General features: G+C 68.2%; 15 protein-coding genes and 1 tRNA gene. 8 read left to right on the forward strand and 8 right to left on the reverse strand.

What is annotated here, in order from left to right; all coding sequences use genetic code 11:
• Positions 1-55: 55 nt before the first annotated feature.
• From DMB80_RS09230 to DMB80_RS09250, 5 genes are all read left to right on the forward strand, one after another.
• Positions 56-1,012, forward strand: coding sequence for an ATP-binding cassette domain-containing protein (locus tag DMB80_RS09230; RefSeq protein ID WP_111509574.1), 957 nt, complete (start codon positions 56-58; stop codon positions 1,010-1,012).
• Entirely contained in the window at positions 1,009-1,860 is an 852-nt protein-coding gene (locus DMB80_RS09235) for an ABC transporter permease (RefSeq protein WP_111509575.1), read from the forward strand. The genes DMB80_RS09230 and DMB80_RS09235 overlap by 4 nt, the downstream gene beginning before the upstream one ends.
• A 34-nt stretch (positions 1,861-1,894) precedes the next feature.
• The gene (locus DMB80_RS09240) at positions 1,895-2,932 is read left to right on the forward strand and encodes an epoxyqueuosine reductase (RefSeq protein ID WP_111509576.1); all 1,038 of its coding nucleotides are present in this window, start codon (positions 1,895-1,897) and stop codon (positions 2,930-2,932) included.
• Positions 2,933-3,029: 97 nt separating this feature from the next.
• On the forward strand, positions 3,030-3,449 hold the full coding sequence (locus DMB80_RS09245) for a hypothetical protein (RefSeq protein ID WP_111509577.1): 420 nt from the start codon (positions 3,030-3,032) through the stop codon (positions 3,447-3,449).
• A gap of 44 nt (positions 3,450-3,493) precedes the next feature.
• A complete protein-coding gene (locus tag DMB80_RS09250; protein WP_111509578.1) occupies positions 3,494-3,724 on the forward strand; it encodes a hypothetical protein in 231 nt (76 codons plus the stop codon).
• 3 nt (positions 3,725-3,727) lie between these two features.
• On the opposite strand, the gene pth is transcribed toward DMB80_RS09250, so the two are convergent.
• The 8 genes from pth to DMB80_RS09290 all read right to left on the reverse strand — a co-directional run bounded on the left by pth (position 3,728) and on the right by DMB80_RS09290 (position 9,978).
• The gene (pth, locus tag DMB80_RS09255; RefSeq protein ID WP_073683333.1) at positions 3,728-4,306 is read right to left on the reverse strand and encodes an aminoacyl-tRNA hydrolase; all 579 of its coding nucleotides are present in this window, start codon (positions 4,304-4,306) and stop codon (positions 3,728-3,730) included.
• A gap of 8 nt (positions 4,307-4,314) precedes the next feature.
• Positions 4,315-4,986: a 50S ribosomal protein L25/general stress protein Ctc gene (locus DMB80_RS09260; protein WP_111509647.1), complete on the reverse strand. Its 672-nt coding sequence runs from the start codon at positions 4,984-4,986 to the stop codon at positions 4,315-4,317.
• A gap of 136 nt (positions 4,987-5,122) precedes the next feature.
• On the reverse strand, positions 5,123-5,992 hold the full coding sequence (locus DMB80_RS09265) for an oxidoreductase (protein WP_111509579.1): 870 nt from the start codon (positions 5,990-5,992) through the stop codon (positions 5,123-5,125).
• 21 nt (positions 5,993-6,013) lie between these two features.
• On the reverse strand, positions 6,014-6,697 hold the full coding sequence (locus DMB80_RS09270) for an LpqN/LpqT family lipoprotein (RefSeq protein WP_420812159.1): 684 nt from the start codon (positions 6,695-6,697) through the stop codon (positions 6,014-6,016).
• Positions 6,694-7,035: an arsenate reductase (glutaredoxin) gene (gene arsC / locus DMB80_RS09275; RefSeq protein ID WP_111509581.1), complete on the reverse strand. Its 342-nt coding sequence runs from the start codon at positions 7,033-7,035 to the stop codon at positions 6,694-6,696. Before arsC ends, DMB80_RS09270 begins: the two co-directional genes overlap by 4 nt.
• The gene (locus DMB80_RS09280) at positions 7,032-8,012 is read right to left on the reverse strand and encodes a ribose-phosphate diphosphokinase (RefSeq protein ID WP_046361835.1); all 981 of its coding nucleotides are present in this window, start codon (positions 8,010-8,012) and stop codon (positions 7,032-7,034) included. The genes arsC and DMB80_RS09280 overlap by 4 nt, the downstream gene beginning before the upstream one ends.
• Before the next feature lie 103 nt (positions 8,013-8,115).
• On the reverse strand, positions 8,116-9,570 hold the full coding sequence (gene glmU, locus DMB80_RS09285; protein ID WP_111509648.1) for a bifunctional UDP-N-acetylglucosamine diphosphorylase/glucosamine-1-phosphate N-acetyltransferase GlmU: 1,455 nt from the start codon (positions 9,568-9,570) through the stop codon (positions 8,116-8,118).
• Positions 9,571-9,906: 336 nt separating this feature from the next.
• Positions 9,907-9,978 (reverse strand) — tRNA-Gln (locus DMB80_RS09290).
• Positions 9,979-10,102: 124 nt separating this feature from the next.
• On the opposite strand from DMB80_RS09290, the gene DMB80_RS09295 reads away from it, so the two are divergent.
• The 3 genes from DMB80_RS09295 (at position 10,103) to DMB80_RS09305 (ending at position 15,384) form a co-directional block, all read left to right on the forward strand.
• Positions 10,103-10,696 (forward strand): TetR/AcrR family transcriptional regulator, encoded by a 594-nt coding sequence (locus DMB80_RS09295; RefSeq protein ID WP_046361833.1) that lies wholly within the window; start codon positions 10,103-10,105, stop codon positions 10,694-10,696.
• 63 nt (positions 10,697-10,759) lie between these two features.
• A complete protein-coding gene (gene mfd, locus DMB80_RS09300; RefSeq protein WP_111509649.1) occupies positions 10,760-14,398 on the forward strand; it encodes a transcription-repair coupling factor in 3,639 nt (1,212 codons plus the stop codon).
• The gene (locus DMB80_RS09305; RefSeq protein ID WP_111509582.1) at positions 14,395-15,384 is read left to right on the forward strand and encodes a nucleoside triphosphate pyrophosphohydrolase; all 990 of its coding nucleotides are present in this window, start codon (positions 14,395-14,397) and stop codon (positions 15,382-15,384) included. The genes mfd and DMB80_RS09305 overlap by 4 nt, the downstream gene beginning before the upstream one ends.
• Positions 15,385-15,397 lie beyond the last annotated feature (13 nt).

Below are 15,397 nucleotides of genomic sequence, written 5' to 3' on the forward strand. Positions count from 1 at the left end.
ACCGCGCGGCCAAAAGCATTGGCCGGATGTCGGCCCTCGCGGATACCGTCGGGGTATGGAATCGGCCATCGAAGCCATCGAGCTGGTGAAGCGCTTCGGCGAGAACACCGCGGTGGGCGGCGTCAGCTTCGCGGTACCACCTGGCACCGTCCTCGGCCTGCTGGGCCCCAATGGTGCCGGCAAGACCACCACGGTCCGCATGATGACGACGCTGACCGAGCCCACCAGCGGTACGGCGCGCGTCGCCGGATACGACGTACGGACCCAGCCGGATCAGGTCCGCCGTCACGTGGGGCTCACCGGACAGGTGGCGACCGTGGACGAGCTGCTCACCGGCCGGGAGAACATCCGGATGATCGGCGGGCTGTACGGCATCCGCCGCAAAGCGCTCGACAAGCTGGGTGACCAACTTCTGCACCAGTTCTCGCTCAGCGACGCCGGCGACCGGGTGGTGAAGTCCTATTCGGGCGGGATGCGCCGTCGCCTCGACCTGGCGGTCAGCCTGCTGGCCTCGCCGCCCGTGCTGTTCCTCGACGAGCCGACCACCGGACTGGACCCCCGCAGCCGCAGCGAATTGTGGGACGTGCTGCGGGAGTTGGTCGCCGGCGGCACCACGCTGCTGCTGACCACGCAGTATCTCGAAGAGGCCGATCAACTTGCCGACAACATCGTGGTGATCGACCGGGGCCGCATCATCGCCGAGGGCTCGCCGCTGCAGCTCAAGCAGCAGGCGGGGCGGGCCAGTCTGGTCGTCACCGTCGGCGACGCCGCGGATCTCACCTCCGCCCAGGAGTTGTTGCAGCGCACCGGTGCCGAGGTGCACGTGGACGCGGGCGCTCGCCGGTTGACGGCCTCGGCGGACGGTCTCGACGACATGATCGCCGTCGCCGGCTGGCTGCGCGACAGCGGCATCGGCGTCGACGACATCGGATTGTCCCGGCCCAGCCTCGATGACGTCTTCCTCAACCTGACCGGCCACCGTACCGACGAATCCGAGGAGGTCGGCGCATGACCGCGCTGGACACCGAGCACCCGAGAGTCCGCACCGACGCGGTCCCGACGTATCCCATCAACATAGTGCAGCAGTCGTGGATCATGGTGAAACGCAATATGATCCACACCAAACGCATGCCGGAGATGCTCAGTGACGTCACCGCGCAGCCGATCATGTTCGTCCTGTTGTTCGCGTTCGTGTTCGGTGCCTCGATCACCAACACCGGCGGGGCGTCCTACCGCGAGTTCCTGCTGCCCGGCATCCAGGCGCAGACCATCGTCTTCTCGGCGTTCGTGGTCGCCTCGGGCATCACCGCCGATGTCGAGAAGGGCATCATCGACCGCTTTCGATCCCTGCCGATATCCCGGTCCTCGGTGTTGATCGGGCGCAGCGTCGCGAGCCTGATGCATTCGTCGCTGGGGGTGGTGGTGATGGCCTTGACCGGTCTGGCCATCGGCTGGCGCATCCGCGGCAGCATCGCCGAGGCGGTGCTGGCCTTCGCGCTGATCCTGGTGTTCGGCTTCGGCATGATCTGGTTCGGCATCCTCGTCGGGTCGTTGATGCGGACTGTGGAGGCGGTGAACGGAGTGATGTTCACGGTGCTGTTCCCGGTGACGTTCCTGGCGAACACGTTCGTCCCCACCGAACCGATGCCGCACTGGCTGCGTGTCATCGCCGAGTGGAACCCGGTGTCGTCGTTGGCGCAGGCGATGCGAGAACTGTGGGGCAACGGTGGTCCGGCGGCGCCGGATGCTCAACTGCCGCTGCATCATCCGGTCCTGGCGACGGTTCTCTGGTCACTCGCGCTGACCGCGGTGTTCGCGCCCTTCGCCCTCGCTGCCTATCGGCGCCGCACCACTGACTGACCTTCACATCTGAGTATTATGTACCATACTCAGCATGGTGCAGAAGTTGCCGCCACGCCTGGCCGCCCACCCGACCGTGCGGGCGGTCCAGGAGCGGCCGTCGCAACCGCCGGGGGTGATCGACGCCGACTGGTTACGCGCGGTCTGTCGGGAGGCCGGCGTCGACGACGTCGGTTTCGCCCGTGTCGACAACCCGGCGCTGGCCTCTGAAGTCGAGCACGTCGAAGCCGCGCTGCCAGGCGCGGTCAGCTATCTGTCGCTGGTGGTGAAGATGAACCGCGACAACGTGCGCTCCACCGCGCGCAGCGTCGCCAACCAGGAGTTCCACCGCAGCGGCGAAATCATGAACGAGGCCGCCCACCGCATCACCCGGGTGCTGCAGGACGCGGGTCATCGGGTGATCAACCCCTCGGCGACGTTTCCGATGGAGATGGATCGCTACCCGGGGCGTATCTGGGTGGTGGCGCACAAGCCCGTCGCGGTCGCCGCCGGGATGGGCGTGATGGGAATCCACCGCAACGTCATCCATCCGCGCTTCGGCAACTTCATCCTGCTCGGCACCATCGTGGTCGCCTCGGAGATCACCGAATACGATGTGCCGCTCGACTATTCACCGTGTCTTGAGTGCAAGCTGTGCGTGGCCGCGTGCCCGGTCGGGGCGATCAAGAAGAACGGGGAGTTCGACTTCATCGCATGCTCGGTGCACAACTATCGCGAGTTCATGGGCGGGTTCACCGACTGGGTGCAGACCGTCGCCGACAGCGCGGACGGCGAGGAATTCCGCTCTCGCGTCAGCGATTCCGAGAACGCCTCGATGTGGCAGAGCCTCTCCTTCAAGGCGAACTACAAGGCCGCCTACTGCCTGGCCGTGTGTCCGGCGGGGGAGGAGGTCATCGAGCCCTACCTCGACGATCGCAAAGCGTTCATGGACGTGGTGCTCAAGCCGTTGCAGGAGAAGCAAGAGACGCTCTACGTGCTCCCGGGCTCGGCGGCCGAGGAGCACGCGCTCAAACGTTTCCCGCACAAGCCGGTCAAGCACGTCGGCAGCGGTATTCGCGGTGTGCCCGAATAGCGCAGTATGGCCGCGCGAGTGCCGCAGAGGGAGTTGAATGGAGCCCTCTCGACCAGGCTCACTCTCTAGCTCGAGGCGCTGTACTGGAGGAGGAACGATGGCGTGGGTCCGTTGTCTGACGGTTGTGCTGTCCTGCCTGTTCGCGCTTGCTCCGCCGGCATGGGCCGGTGGTCCCGGAGGCGTGGTGGACTCCGGCGTGGTGTCCAGAGCGGTCGGATCCGGTGTCCGTGACGGGATGTTGATCGGCTTCACAGCGACGGGCCCGACAAACGACCTGGCCTCCGCGGCCGTCATCGCCGCCTGCCAGAGTGCCGGCGCCGAACAGTGCAGCAGCGATGAGCAGACCAACGACGTGTTCTGCATCGTGTCGGTCGGAGCCGACGACGGCAGCGGCGTGGTGTCGGGCGGCTCCGGCCCCACCGTCGAGGCGGCTCGCGACGACGCATTCCGGCATGTCACGGCGGCGAATCTGACGCTCGATCCGAGTGCCCAGGTTCTGGCGTCCTCGTGTCCGTGAGCAGAACCATTGCGCAAGTGACATTTTCAGTCAGGAAGGCAGCCATGAGCCGATGTGTGAAGTCCCTGCTGGCGGCGCTGATCGCGGGTGGGACTGCGCTGACGACGGCCCCGTTCGCCGATGCGCAGCCGACTTGCCACGAGGCCGGGAGCATCGTGCGGTGCGAGACCAACGGCAGTGTCTCGATCAAGTCGGTGCCGGGAACGCGGGCACCCAATGTGGCCGACCAGATTCCACGGAACAACAACCGGTCGGGAATCGTCCTGACCTGGTAGCGGTCACGCCCAGGCGTGCACCACGTTCTGCGCCGGCTCGAGCCCTTGGGCGATCAGCAGCTCGACCGCGTCGGCGGCCTGCTCACAGATCACGGCGACCTCTGGCCGCTCGCGGGCGTTGAACGGTTCCAGGACGAAGGACGCCCCCGACTGCCGGCCCGGCGGCTTGCCGATACCGACCCGTACCCGATGGAAATCGTTGGTGCTCAACGCCGAACCGACTGATCGCAGTCCATTGTGGCCGGCCACGCCGCCGCCGTACTTGAGCCGGATGCGACCGAAGTCGATGTCCAGTTCGTCGTGCACGATGATCACGTCGCGAGCCGGCACCGAATAGAACTTGGCCAACGGACCGACCTGGCGCCCGGATTCGTTCATGTACACGCGCGGCTTGGCCAGCACCACCGGGCGGCCGGCCAGCCGCCCGGTGGCCACGTCGGCCCCGGATTTCTTGTGCACCTTGAACGTCTCGCCGATGCGGTCGGCGAGCACGTCGAGGACGAGGAAACCGAGGTTGTGCCGGGTCAGTGCGTACTGCGGACCCGGATTGCCCAGGCCGACCACCAACAGGGGTTCGGCCATGTCGACGACTACTCGGAGTCGCCGTCGGCGGGCGCGTCCTCGCCGCCCTCGCCGTCGGCCTCTGCCTCAGCCTCTTCGGCCTGCTCTTCGAGCGACTCGCCGCCGCCCTCGGCCTCGAGCTCTTCCTCGGTCGGCGCGGTGATGACGTTGACGACCAGCAGCTCGGGGTCGGACACCAGCGTCACGCCGGAGGGCAGCTCGACCTGGCCGGCGAGGATCTGGGTGCCCTCTTCGGCGCCTTCGACCGACACGGTGAGCTGCTCGGGGATCGACTGGACGTCGGCCTCGATCTCGAGGGCGTTGGATTCCTGGGTGACCAGCGTGCCGGGGGCGGCTTCGCCTTCGACGACGACGTTGACCTCGACGGTCACCTTCTCGCCGCGGCGCACCACGAGCAGGTCGGCGTGCTGGATGTTGCGGCGGATCGGGTGGATCTCCAGCGACTTGGTCAGCGCGAGCTGCTCCGTGCCGGCGATGTCGAGCGTCAGCACGGCGTTGGTGCCGGCGTTGCGCAGCACGGCGGCGAAGTCGTGGCTGTCGAGCTCGAGGTGCTGCGGGTCGGTGCCGTGGCCGTAGAGCACCACCGGGACGCGACCTTCACGGCGGGCGCGACGCGAGGCGCCCTTGCCGGTGGTGCTGCGGACCTGAGCGGTCAGATTGTTGGGGGCGTTCTTCGCCATGTTCGGTACTCCTGTGCCGGTGGTGTCGGACACGGCCAGGGCGACGCGAACGAAAACGTGCTCGGTCCCGTCGATAACGGCGGTCTGGCAGACCACCCTCGCCGTGATGCGTCGACCAGGGTAGCCCAGCACTTGGCTAGAGCGGAAATTCCACCCCGGTGAGCTGCTCGGAGAGCGTCCACAGGCCGGCGGCCTTTGCGCTGCTGCTTGCCAGCGGGGTGCGCCAGTGCGCCCCGGTGGGGCCGCGCATCGAGAACCGGGGGCCGACGAACGTGTCGCCGGGCACATCCTGCGCGACCGCGTAGAGCGTCTGTCGCGCACCGAAGTCGGCGTCGGTGGCGAAGAATTTGTTGCCCGCGTCCCAGATCCGGCTACCGAATCGGTTGCCGGTGTGGCCCTGCAGGTTGGTCGCCGAGTAGCCCGGGTGGGCGGCCAGCGCGCGGACCGGGGAGCCGGCAGCGGTGAGTCTGCGCTGGAGCTCACTGGTGAACAGCAGATTCGCCAGCTTCGACGCGCCGTAGGCGGGCCATGCGAGGTACGGCCGGGACTTCCAGTTCAGATCGGACAGGCTGAGGTAGCCGAAGACGTGCATGAACGACGACACCGTGACCACCCGGTCGGTGAGCCGAGGCAGCAGAAGGTTGGTCAGCGCGAAATGGCCCAGGTGGTTGGTGCCGATCTGGCTTTCGAACCCGTCGACGGTCAGCGCGTACGGCACAGCCATGATCCCGGCGTTGTTGACCAGCACGTCGGCCCCGGAGACGCCGTCGGCGAAGGCTTTCACCGACGACAGGTCCTGCAGATCGAGTCGGCGCACCTCGACGTCGCCGGCCATCTGAGCCGTCGCGTCCCGCCCCTTGTCGACGTTGCGCACCGCGAGGATGGTGCGTGCGCCGGCCCGGGCGAGTTCACGGGCGGTCACCAGGCCCAGTCCGCTGTTGGCGCCCGTGACGATCACCGTGCGGCCGGCGAAGGAGGGCAGGTCAGCTGCGGTCCAGTCGCTCATGGCATCACTGTAAAGAGGCGCTCAGCGCGCCGGCGGGGTGGGCACCTTCACCGTGAAGCCCCTGATGACGGCTTCGATGTCGCCGGCCTCCTCGGCTGCCTTCTCGGCGTATCCCGTGACGGTGAACTGGATCAGGTAGCGCTGCTTCTTCGGGGCGGCCCCGGTGGCGATGACGATGCGGTTGTAGCTGTGCATCCGCGATTCGTTGAGGTCGTAGCTGCCTTCGATCATCGACGATGGGAAGCCGCCGAAGTCCGCCGTGGAGGCGTCGAGCTGACGGAAGTTCTGGCTCATCTGCGCGTCGACGTTGGCGTGGGTGAGCGCCTGGGCGATGTCGAAATTGCCGGTCAGCTCGAACATAATGAGCATCGCGGTCGGGTAGGTGTCGCCCTTGACGATCATCCGGGTACCGGGTGAGAGGTTGGTGTTCTGGTAGGGATGCCAGCCGGGTGGGGTCGGCATCGTCACCGTCAGGTCGGTCACCTTGTTGAAGGCGACGGGTTGCCCGGTCACCCCGTTCTGCTCGAGGAACGCGGCGATCGGTACCGGCGCCCCAGAAGGGTTCGCCGACGGATTCGACGCCTGCGGGGACGGGCTGGGCGAGCTCGTCGTCGACCAGACCGCTTGGTAGTCGGGAGCTTCCGGTGCGCATGCGGCCAGAGTCAGCGTTGCGGCGGCTGCGGCGAACACCTGTCGGGCGCTCACAGGATCTCGCGAACGCGCTCCAGCGGCCGGGCCAGCCGAGTTCCCTTGCCGGTCACGACGAACGGCCGCTCGATCAGGATCGGGTGCTCGACCATCGCGTCGAGCAGCTCGTCGTCGGACGCCGAGGCCAGGCCGAGTTCGGTGTAGAGCGATTCACGGGTGCGCACAGCCGCGCGGACGTCGATGCCTGCGTCGGAGATCATCGCCGTCAGCTCGCTGCGCGACGGCGGGTTCTTGAGGTAGAGCACGACCTCGGGTTCGATGCCGCCCTCGCGCAACAGTTCCAGAGCCTTGCGCGACGTGGTGCATCGCGGATTGTGCAGGATGCGTGCGCTCATGCCGATCCGTCGAAAAGCCCTGTCACCGAGCCGTTTTCGAAGACCGCCCGGATCGTGTTGGCCAGCAGCGGGGCGATGGACAGCACGGTCAGCTGCGGGAACATCTTGTCGTCGCCGATGGGCAGCGTGTTGGTGACGATGACTTCGCGAGCACCGCTGGCGGCCAGCCGCTCGCGGGCGGGGTCCGAGAGCACCCCGTGGGTGGCGGCGATGATGACGTCGCCCGCGCCGTCCTCCTTGAGGAGCCTGACCGCGCCGGCGATGGTGCCGCCGGTGTCGATCATGTCGTCGGTGAGGATGCACGTCTTGCCGCGGACGTCACCGACGACGCGGTTCGACTTGACCTGGTTGGGCACCAACGGGTCGCGGGTCTTGTGGATGAAGGCGAGCGGCACACCGCCGAGGCTGTCGGCCCACTTCTCGGCGACACGCACGCGGCCGGAGTCCGGAGAGACGACCACCATGTCGTGGTCGGCGTAGTTCTCCGCGATGTACCCGCACAGCAGCTTCTGCGCCCGCATGTGGTCCACCGGGCCGTCGAAGAAGCCCTGGATCTGATCGGTGTGTAGGTCGACCGTGACGATCCGGTCGGCGCCGGCGGTCTTGTACAGGTCGGCGACCAGGCGCGCGGAGATGGGCTCACGGCCGCGGTGCTTCTTGTCCTGGCGCGCATAGGGATAGAACGGCAGGATCGCGGTGATCCGCTTGGCGCTTCCGCGCTTGAGCGCGTCGATCATGATCAGCTGTTCCATCAGCCACGTGTTCAGCGGCGCGGGATGGCTCTGCAGCACGAAGGCGTCACTGCCGCGCACGGACTCGTCGAAGCGGACGAAGATCTCGCCGTTGGCGAAGTCGCGTGCGGTCTGCGCTGTGACCGGCACGTCGAGTTCCTTGGCGACCTGCTCTGCGAGTTCGGGGTGCGCCCGACCCGAGAAGAGCATCAGGTTCTTACGGTTGTCGGTCCAGTCGTGGCTCACGGGCGCCCTCGGCTTCTCGCAGTCGATTCTCGGGTCATCGTACGTAGCGCGGACGCTCGCACGTTGGCGGGTTACCAGAATGCCAATAAACGGCGACGAAACGCTACTCGCCGGTAGCTTCAGCGGCCGCGCGTGCCGCTGCGGCCGCCTGCGCGGCGGCACTGCCGGGTCGCTTGCGTTCCACCCAACCCTCGATCGTGCGCTGGGGTCCGGCCGACACCGCGAGGGCGCCGGGGGGCACGTCGTCGCGCACCACGGTGCCCGCGCCGGTGTACGCGCCGTCGCCGATCGTGACGGGGGCGACGAACATCGTGTCCGACCCCGTTCGGACGTGGGAGCCGATCGTCGTGCGGCTCTTCGTCTCGCCGTTGTAGTTGACGAACACGCTCGAGGCGCCGATGTTGCTGTGCTCGCCGATGTCGGCATCGCCGACGTAGGTCAGGTGCGGCACCTTCGTACCGGCGCCGATGGTCGCGTTCTTGGCTTCGACGAACGCGCCCAGCTTCCCGTCGTCACCCAGGACCGTGCCGGGGCGCAGGTAGGTGAACGGTCCGACGGTGGCGTCGGCGCCGATGACCGACTCGGACCCGTGGGTGCGCACCACCGATGCGCCGTCGCCGACGGTGACGTCGGTCAGCGTCGTGTCCGGGCCGATCTCGCATCGCGCGCCGATTGCCGTCGCCCCCAGCAGCTGGGTGCCGGGGCGCACCACGGCGTCGCGTCCGATCGTCACGTCGACGTCGATCCACGTCGTCGCCGGATCGACGACGGTCACCCCGTTGCGCTGATGCGCGGCGACCACGCGACGGTTCAATTCGGCGCCGAGCGCGGCCAGCTGGACGCGGTCGTTGACCCCTGCCACCAGCGCTGCATCGTCGATGTGCTGGCCGAGCACCGGTAGGCCGTCGCCGCGCACGATCGCGAACACGTCGGTGAGGTAGAGCTCGTGCTGGGCGTTGTCGGAACGCAGCCGGCTCAGCGCCGAGCGCAGCTCTGCGGCGTCGAACGCGTACACGCCGGCGTTGACCTCGTGGATCGCCCGCTGCGCCGGGGTGGCGTCGGCCTGTTCGACGATGCCGATCACCTCGCCGTCCTGGGTGCGCAGGATCCGGCCGTAGCCGGTGGCGTCGGCCAGCGTCGTCGTCAGCACGCTGGCTGCGGCGCCGGCGGCGGTGTGCGCGGCGATCAAGGCGTCGAGGGTGTGGGAGTTCAGCAGCGGTACGTCGCCGGAGGTGACGACGACGACCCCGGTGAAGTCCTCCGGCAGCGCCGAGAGCCCACAGCCGACGGCGTGGCCGGTGCCGCGCTGCTCTTCCTGCACCGCGATCTCGACCCGGCGGCCCAGGGTCTCGCCGATCTGCAGCGCAGCCGGGGCGACGCGTTCGCGATCCTTGCCGACGATGGCCACCAGGTGCGTGGGCCCGACCCCGGCGACGGCGTGCACGGCGTGGGCCAGCATGCTGCGGCCGCCGAGGGTGTGCAGCACCTTGGGGGTGTCGGACTTCATCCGGGTGCCGGCTCCCGCGGCGAGGATGAGGACGGCTGCGTCACGCGTCATCGCGGCTCCTGCCTGTCGACTGTGCAGGTTCATCCGGGACATGCCGGCTGCGCCGTATCGATTCGCACACTCGCGATTGAACTCGTCGCTCCGTGCCCATTGTCGCTCGGCAAGCCTCGCTCCGTGCCCATTGTCGCTCGGCAAGCCTCGCTCCGTGCCCATTGTCGCTCGGCAAGCCTCGCTCCGTGCCCATTGTCGCTCGGCAAGCCTCGCTCCGTGCCCATTGTCGCTCGGCAAGCCTCGCTCCGTGCCCATTGTCGCTCGGCAAGCCTCGCTCCGTGCCCATTGTCGCTCGGCAAGCCTCGCTCCGTGCCCATTGTCGCTCGGCAAGCCTCGCTCCGTCGCCAGGACTCGAACCTGAACTATCTGAACCAAAATCAGAGGTGCTGCCGATTACACCACGACGGATCGGTGACGAGATACGCGTGCGACTTTAACGCACCACGCGGTCCGCGCCTCGCGATGCGTGGCGCGGTTTACCCTGAACGGCGTGCCAGCTCCCGACAAGGATGTCCGCGCCCCGCGCGCCCGGATGACCGGCAGTGAGCGTCGCCAGCAGCTGATCGAGATCGCGAAGTCGCTGTTCGCCGAGCGCGGTTTCGACGGCACCTCGATCGAGGAGATCGCGCTGCGGGCCAACGTCTCCAAGCCCGTGGTCTACGAGCACTTCGGCGGCAAGGAGGGCCTCTACGCCGTCGTGGTCGATCGCGAGATGTCGGCGCTGCTCGACGGCATCACCTCGTCGCTGACCAACAACCGCTCTCGCGTGCGCCTGGAGCGGGTCGCGTTGGCGCTGCTGACCTACGTCGAAGAACACACCGACGGGTTCCGCATCCTCATCCGCGATTCGCCGGCGAGCATCACCGCGGGCACCTACTCGACGTTGCTCAACGACGCCGTCAACCAGGTGTCGTCGATCCTGGCCGGCGATTTCTCCCGCCGCGGACTCGACCCCGACCTGGCGCCGCTCTACGCGCAGGCCCTCGTCGGCTCGGTGTCGATGTCGGCGCAGTGGTGGCTCGACACCCGCGAGCCGAAGAAGGAAGTGGTGGCCGCGCATCTGGTGAACCTGATGTGGAACGGGCTCACTCATCTGGAGGCCGACCCGCAACTGCGGGGGGAGTAGCCCGCCTTTTCGGGTTCGGCCGGTTCGGTCATCGCGCCGTCGGGGCCTACGATGGAGCCCATCATGACCTCATCGGGGACCCTTCATGTCCACACCCCGATCGCGGGCCTCGTCCACTTGGCGCTGCGCGACCCCTCTCTGCAGGAGGTCACTCGCCGCGCCGCCGACCGGCCCGCCGATCTCGACCTCGTCGGCCCGGCCAGCGCGCGGCTCTTCGCCACCGCCGCGCTCGCGCAGGCCGGCCCTGTGCTGGCCGTCACCGCGACCGGCCGCGAAGCCGACGACCTGACCGCCGAGCTCAAGGGCGTGTTCGGCGATGCGGTCGCGATGTTCCCGTCGTGGGAGACCCTGCCGCACGAGCGGCTCTCACCGGGCGTCGACACCGTCGGCGCGCGGATGATGGTGCTGCGCCGGCTCACCCGTCCCGACGACGAGCGGCTGGGCCCGCCGTTGCGGGTGCTGGTGACGACGGCGCGCTCGCTGTTGCAGCCGATGGCACCCGACTTGGCCGCGGTCGAGCCCGTCACGCTGACCATCGGTGAAGAGTCCGACTTCGACGCCACCGTCGCGCGGCTGGTCGATCTGGCCTACACCCGGGTGGACATGGTGGCCAAACGCGGCGAGTTCGCGGTGCGCGGTGGCATCCTCGACCTCTTCCCGCCGACGGCCGAGCATCCCGTGCGCGTGGAGTTCTGGGGTGACGAGGTCTCCGAGATGCGCATGTTCGCCGTCGCCGATCAGCGGTCCATCCCCGAGATCGACGTCGCCACGGTGATCGCGGTGCCGTGCCGCGAGGTGCTGCTGACCGCCGAGGTGCGGGAGCGGGCCGCGGCGCTGTCCGCCGAGCACCCTGTGGTGGAGAACGGGGTGACGGGCAGCGTGCCCGACATGTTGGCCAAGCTCTCCGAGGGCATCCCCGTTGACGGTATGGAGGCGCTGCTGCCGCTGCTGAAGCCGGTCGGTCTGGTGACGCTGCCCTCGCTGCTGCCCGAGGGCACGCCGCTGCTGATCTGCGATCCGGAGAAGGTGCGCAGCCGTGCCGCCGATCTGATCAAGACCGGGCGCGAGTTCCTCGAAGCGTCGTGGTCGACGGCCGCCGTGGGTGGCGACGCGCCGATCGACCTGGAGGCGCTGGGCGCATCGGGCTTCGTCCCGTTCGACGAGGGCCGTGACGCCGCGCGGGCCGGTGGCCATCCGTGGTGGACGTTGAGCCAACTCGACAGCGGCGCCGACGAGCCGCTGCGCCTGGACATCCGGTCGGCGCCCTCGGCGCGGGGTCAGCAGCACAACCTCTCCGAGATCTTCGCGATGCTGCGGGCCCACGTCCTGACCGGTGGCTACGGCATCGTCGTCACCCCGGGCAGCGGCACGTGCATGCGCGTGGTCGAGCAACTCGGCGAAGCCGATACGGCTGCAACGATTCTCGAGCCCGGTGCAGTCCCGCGCGACGGCGTGGTCGGGGTGCTGAAGGGCCCGTTGCACGAGGGCGTCGTGATGCCGGGCGCGAACCTGGTGGTGATCACCGAAGCCGATCTGACCGGTAATCGCGTCGCCTCCACGGAGGGCAAGAAACTCGCGGCCAAGCGGCGCAACGTCGTCGACCCGCTGGCGCTGACCGCAGGTGATCTGGTGGTGCACGATCAACACGGCATCGGCCGGTTCGTCGAGATGACCGAGCGGGTGGTGGGTGGCGCCCGCCGCGAGTACCTGGTGCTGGAGTATGCGTCCGCCAAGCGTGGCGGCGGGTCGGATCGGCTGTACGTGCCGATGGATTCGCTGGATCAGCTGTCCCGCTATGTCGGTGGCGAGGCGCCGACGTTGTCCAAGCTCGGCGGCAGCGATTGGGCGAACACGAAAACCAAAGCGCGCCGGGCAGTTCGGGAGATCGCCGCGGAGCTGGTCACGCTGTACGCCAAGCGGCAGGCCTCGCCCGGGCACGCGTTCGCCCCGGACACCCCGTGGCAGATCGAGATGGAAGACGCGTTCGGGTTCACCGAGACGATGGATCAGCTCACCGCGATCACCGAGGTGAAGTCCGACATGGAGAAGCCGGTCCCGATGGACCGGGTGATCTGTGGCGACGTCGGCTACGGCAAGACCGAGATCGCGGTGCGCGCGGCGTTCAAGGCGGTGCAGGACGGCAAGCAGGTGGCGGTGTTGGTGCCGACGACGCTGCTGGCCGACCAGCACCTGCAGACGTTCAGCGCGCGCATGGCGGGCTTCCCTGTCACGGTGAAAGGCTTGTCGCGCTTCACGTCCGGCTCGGAATCCAAGGCCGTGATGGAGGGGATGAAGGACGGTTCGGTCGACATCGTGATCGGCACGCATCGCCTCCTGCAGACCGGCGTGACGTGGAAAGACCTCGGGCTGGTGATCGTCGACGAGGAGCAGCGCTTCGGCGTCGAACACAAGGAGCACATCAAGTCGATGCGCACCCATGTCGACGTGTTGACGATGAGCGCGACACCGATTCCGCGCACCCTGGAGATGAGCCTGGCCGGGATCCGCGAGATGTCGACGATCCTCACGCCGCCCGAGGAACGCTATCCGGTGCTGACCTATGTCGGCCCGCACGACGACAAGCAGGTCGCGGCGGCGCTGCGCCGCGAGATGCTGCGCGACGGGCAGGCGTTCTACATCCACAACCGGGTGCGCTCGATCGACCAGGCCGCCGCGCGGGTGCGGCAGATGGTGCCCGAGGCGCGGGTGGTGGTCGCACACGGGCAGATGCCCGAGGAGCAGCTCGAGAAGACGGTCGAGGGGTTCTGGAACCGCGAGTTCGACATCCTGGTGTGCACGACGATCGTCGAGACGGGCCTGGACATCTCGAACGCCAACACGCTGATCGTCGAGCGAGCCGACACGTTCGGTCTGTCGCAGCTGCACCAGTTGCGTGGTCGCGTCGGACGCTCGCGCGAACGTGGGTATGCGTATTTCCTGTATCCGCCGGAGGTTCCGCTGACCGAGACCGCCTATGACCGGCTCACGACGATCGCGCAGAACAACGACCTCGGTGCCGGCATGGCGGTCGCGATGAAGGATCTCGAGATCCGCGGCGCGGGCAACGTGCTGGGTGCCGAGCAGTCCGGCCATGTCGCGGGCGTGGGGTTCGATCTGTACGTGCGGCTCGTCGGCGAGGCCGTCGAGGCCTACCGCGCCGCGGCGGACGGGAAAACCGTTCTCGCGCCGGAGGAGCCGAAGGAGGTGCGGATCGATCTGCCGGTCGACGCGCATCTGCCGCCGGAGTACATCGGCAGTGATCGTCTGCGGCTGGAGGCGTACCGCCGGCTGGCCGCTGCCGCCGACGATGCCGCTGTCGACTCGGTGATCGAGGAACTCATCGACCGCTACGGCCCGCTGCCCGAACCTGCCCTGCTGCTCGTCGCGGTCGCCCGGTTGCGGCTGCTGGCGCGGGCCTTCGGGGTGACCGAGGTCGGGGCGCCGTCGGCGTCGACGGTGCGTATCTCGCCACTGACGCTGCCCGATTCGGCGCAGCTGCGGCTCAAGCGGCTCTACGCCGGTGCGAACTACCGGGCCACCACGTCGACGGTGCAGGTGCCGATCCCGCGGGCCGGCAGCGGGGTGGCGGCTCCACGCATCAGGGATCTCGAGCTGGTCGCGTTCGTAGCAGGGTTGCTCGTGGCGATCGCGGGCGATGGTCAGGCCCCGGTCGACATCGCGAAGTTCGGAGGTGGCGCATGACGGTCGTTCTGGTGGATCCGCGCCGCCCGTCGCTGGTGCCGATCGAGGCGATCGATCTGCTGGCCGGCGACGTGCAGTACACGGAAGAGATGCCGATCAAGGTGCCGTGGTCGTTGCCGTCGGCACGTCCTGCCTACAGCGGTGACCCGGCGCCGACGCTGCTGTCGTCCGATCGTGAGCACCCGTCTGTCGCCGCACGGATCGCCGCCGGCGAGCGGGTGATCGCCGCACCGGCCCCGCAGCCCGGGGAACATCTGGTCGATGCGGTCGCGATGATGGACAAGCTGCGCACCGCCGGGCCGTGGGAGAGCGAGCAGACGCATGACTCGCTGCGGCGCTATCTGCTCGAGGAGACCTACGAACTGTTCGACGCGGTGCATGGCGGTGATCTGACCGAGCTGCGCGACGAGCTCGGAGATGTGTTGCTGCAGGTGCTGTTCCACGCGCGTATCGCCGAGGATGCACCCGAGGATGCGTTCGGTATCGATGATGTGGCCGACGCGCTGGTGCGCAAGCTCGGCAACCGGGTGCCGGCGGTGCTGGCCGGCGAATCGATCTCGCTGGAGGATCAGCTGGCGCAGTGGGAGGCGCGCAAGGCGCTGGAGAAGTCGGCGCGCGAGTCCATCATGGACGACATCCCGACCGCGCAGCCCGCGCTGGCGCTGGCGCAGAAGGTACTCGCGCGCGCCGAGGGTGCCGGCTTCCCGGCCGAGCTGGTTCCCGATGCCCTCACCTGGATCACCGTGAGCGCCGACTATGACGCCGAGAATGCTTTGCGCACAGCGATTCTGGAGTTCATGGCCGATGTGCGCGTGGCCGAGCGCGCGGCCGCGGCGGCCCGGCGGGGTGACGATGTCGCCGAGCAGCTCGACGGAAGCCCGCACGGGGTCATCAGCGCTGACGAGTGGCGTGCCCACTGGCCGCATGAGGTAGTCGACGAGCCCCACGACGCCCACACCGACGAACGGGCGCAAGAAGTCGAGTAGATCGCGCCATTTC

The organism is Mycobacterium kyogaense (genome assembly GCF_003254575.1).
GTDB classification, from domain to species: Bacteria; Actinomycetota; Actinomycetes; order Mycobacteriales; family Mycobacteriaceae; genus Mycobacterium; species Mycobacterium kyogaense.

Bases quoted from the DNA above. Each gene is read 5' to 3' on its own strand.
- DMB80_RS09230 (WP_111509574.1), top strand. From the start codon at position 56: ATGGAATCGGCCATCGAAGCCATCGAGCTGGTGAAGCGCTTCGGCGAG.
- DMB80_RS09235 (WP_111509575.1), top strand. From the start codon at position 1,009: ATGACCGCGCTGGACACCGAGCACCCGAGAGTCCGCACCGACGCGGTC.
- DMB80_RS09240 (WP_111509576.1), top strand. From the start codon at position 1,895: ATGGTGCAGAAGTTGCCGCCACGCCTGGCCGCCCACCCGACCGTGCGG.
- DMB80_RS09245 (WP_111509577.1), top strand. From the start codon at position 3,030: ATGGCGTGGGTCCGTTGTCTGACGGTTGTGCTGTCCTGCCTGTTCGCG.
- DMB80_RS09250 (WP_111509578.1), top strand. From the start codon at position 3,494: ATGAGCCGATGTGTGAAGTCCCTGCTGGCGGCGCTGATCGCGGGTGGG.
- pth (WP_073683333.1), bottom strand. From the start codon at position 4,306: ATGGCCGAACCCCTGTTGGTGGTCGGCCTGGGCAATCCGGGTCCGCAG.
- DMB80_RS09260 (WP_111509647.1), bottom strand. From the start codon at position 4,986: ATGGCGAAGAACGCCCCCAACAATCTGACCGCTCAGGTCCGCAGCACC.
- DMB80_RS09265 (WP_111509579.1), bottom strand. From the start codon at position 5,992: ATGAGCGACTGGACCGCAGCTGACCTGCCCTCCTTCGCCGGCCGCACG.
- arsC (WP_111509581.1), bottom strand. From the start codon at position 7,035: ATGAGCGCACGCATCCTGCACAATCCGCGATGCACCACGTCGCGCAAG.
- glmU (WP_111509648.1), bottom strand. From the start codon at position 9,570: ATGACGCGTGACGCAGCCGTCCTCATCCTCGCCGCGGGAGCCGGCACC.
- DMB80_RS09295 (WP_046361833.1), top strand. From the start codon at position 10,103: ATGACCGGCAGTGAGCGTCGCCAGCAGCTGATCGAGATCGCGAAGTCG.
- mfd (WP_111509649.1), top strand. From the start codon at position 10,760: ATGACCTCATCGGGGACCCTTCATGTCCACACCCCGATCGCGGGCCTC.
- DMB80_RS09305 (WP_111509582.1), top strand. From the start codon at position 14,395: ATGACGGTCGTTCTGGTGGATCCGCGCCGCCCGTCGCTGGTGCCGATC.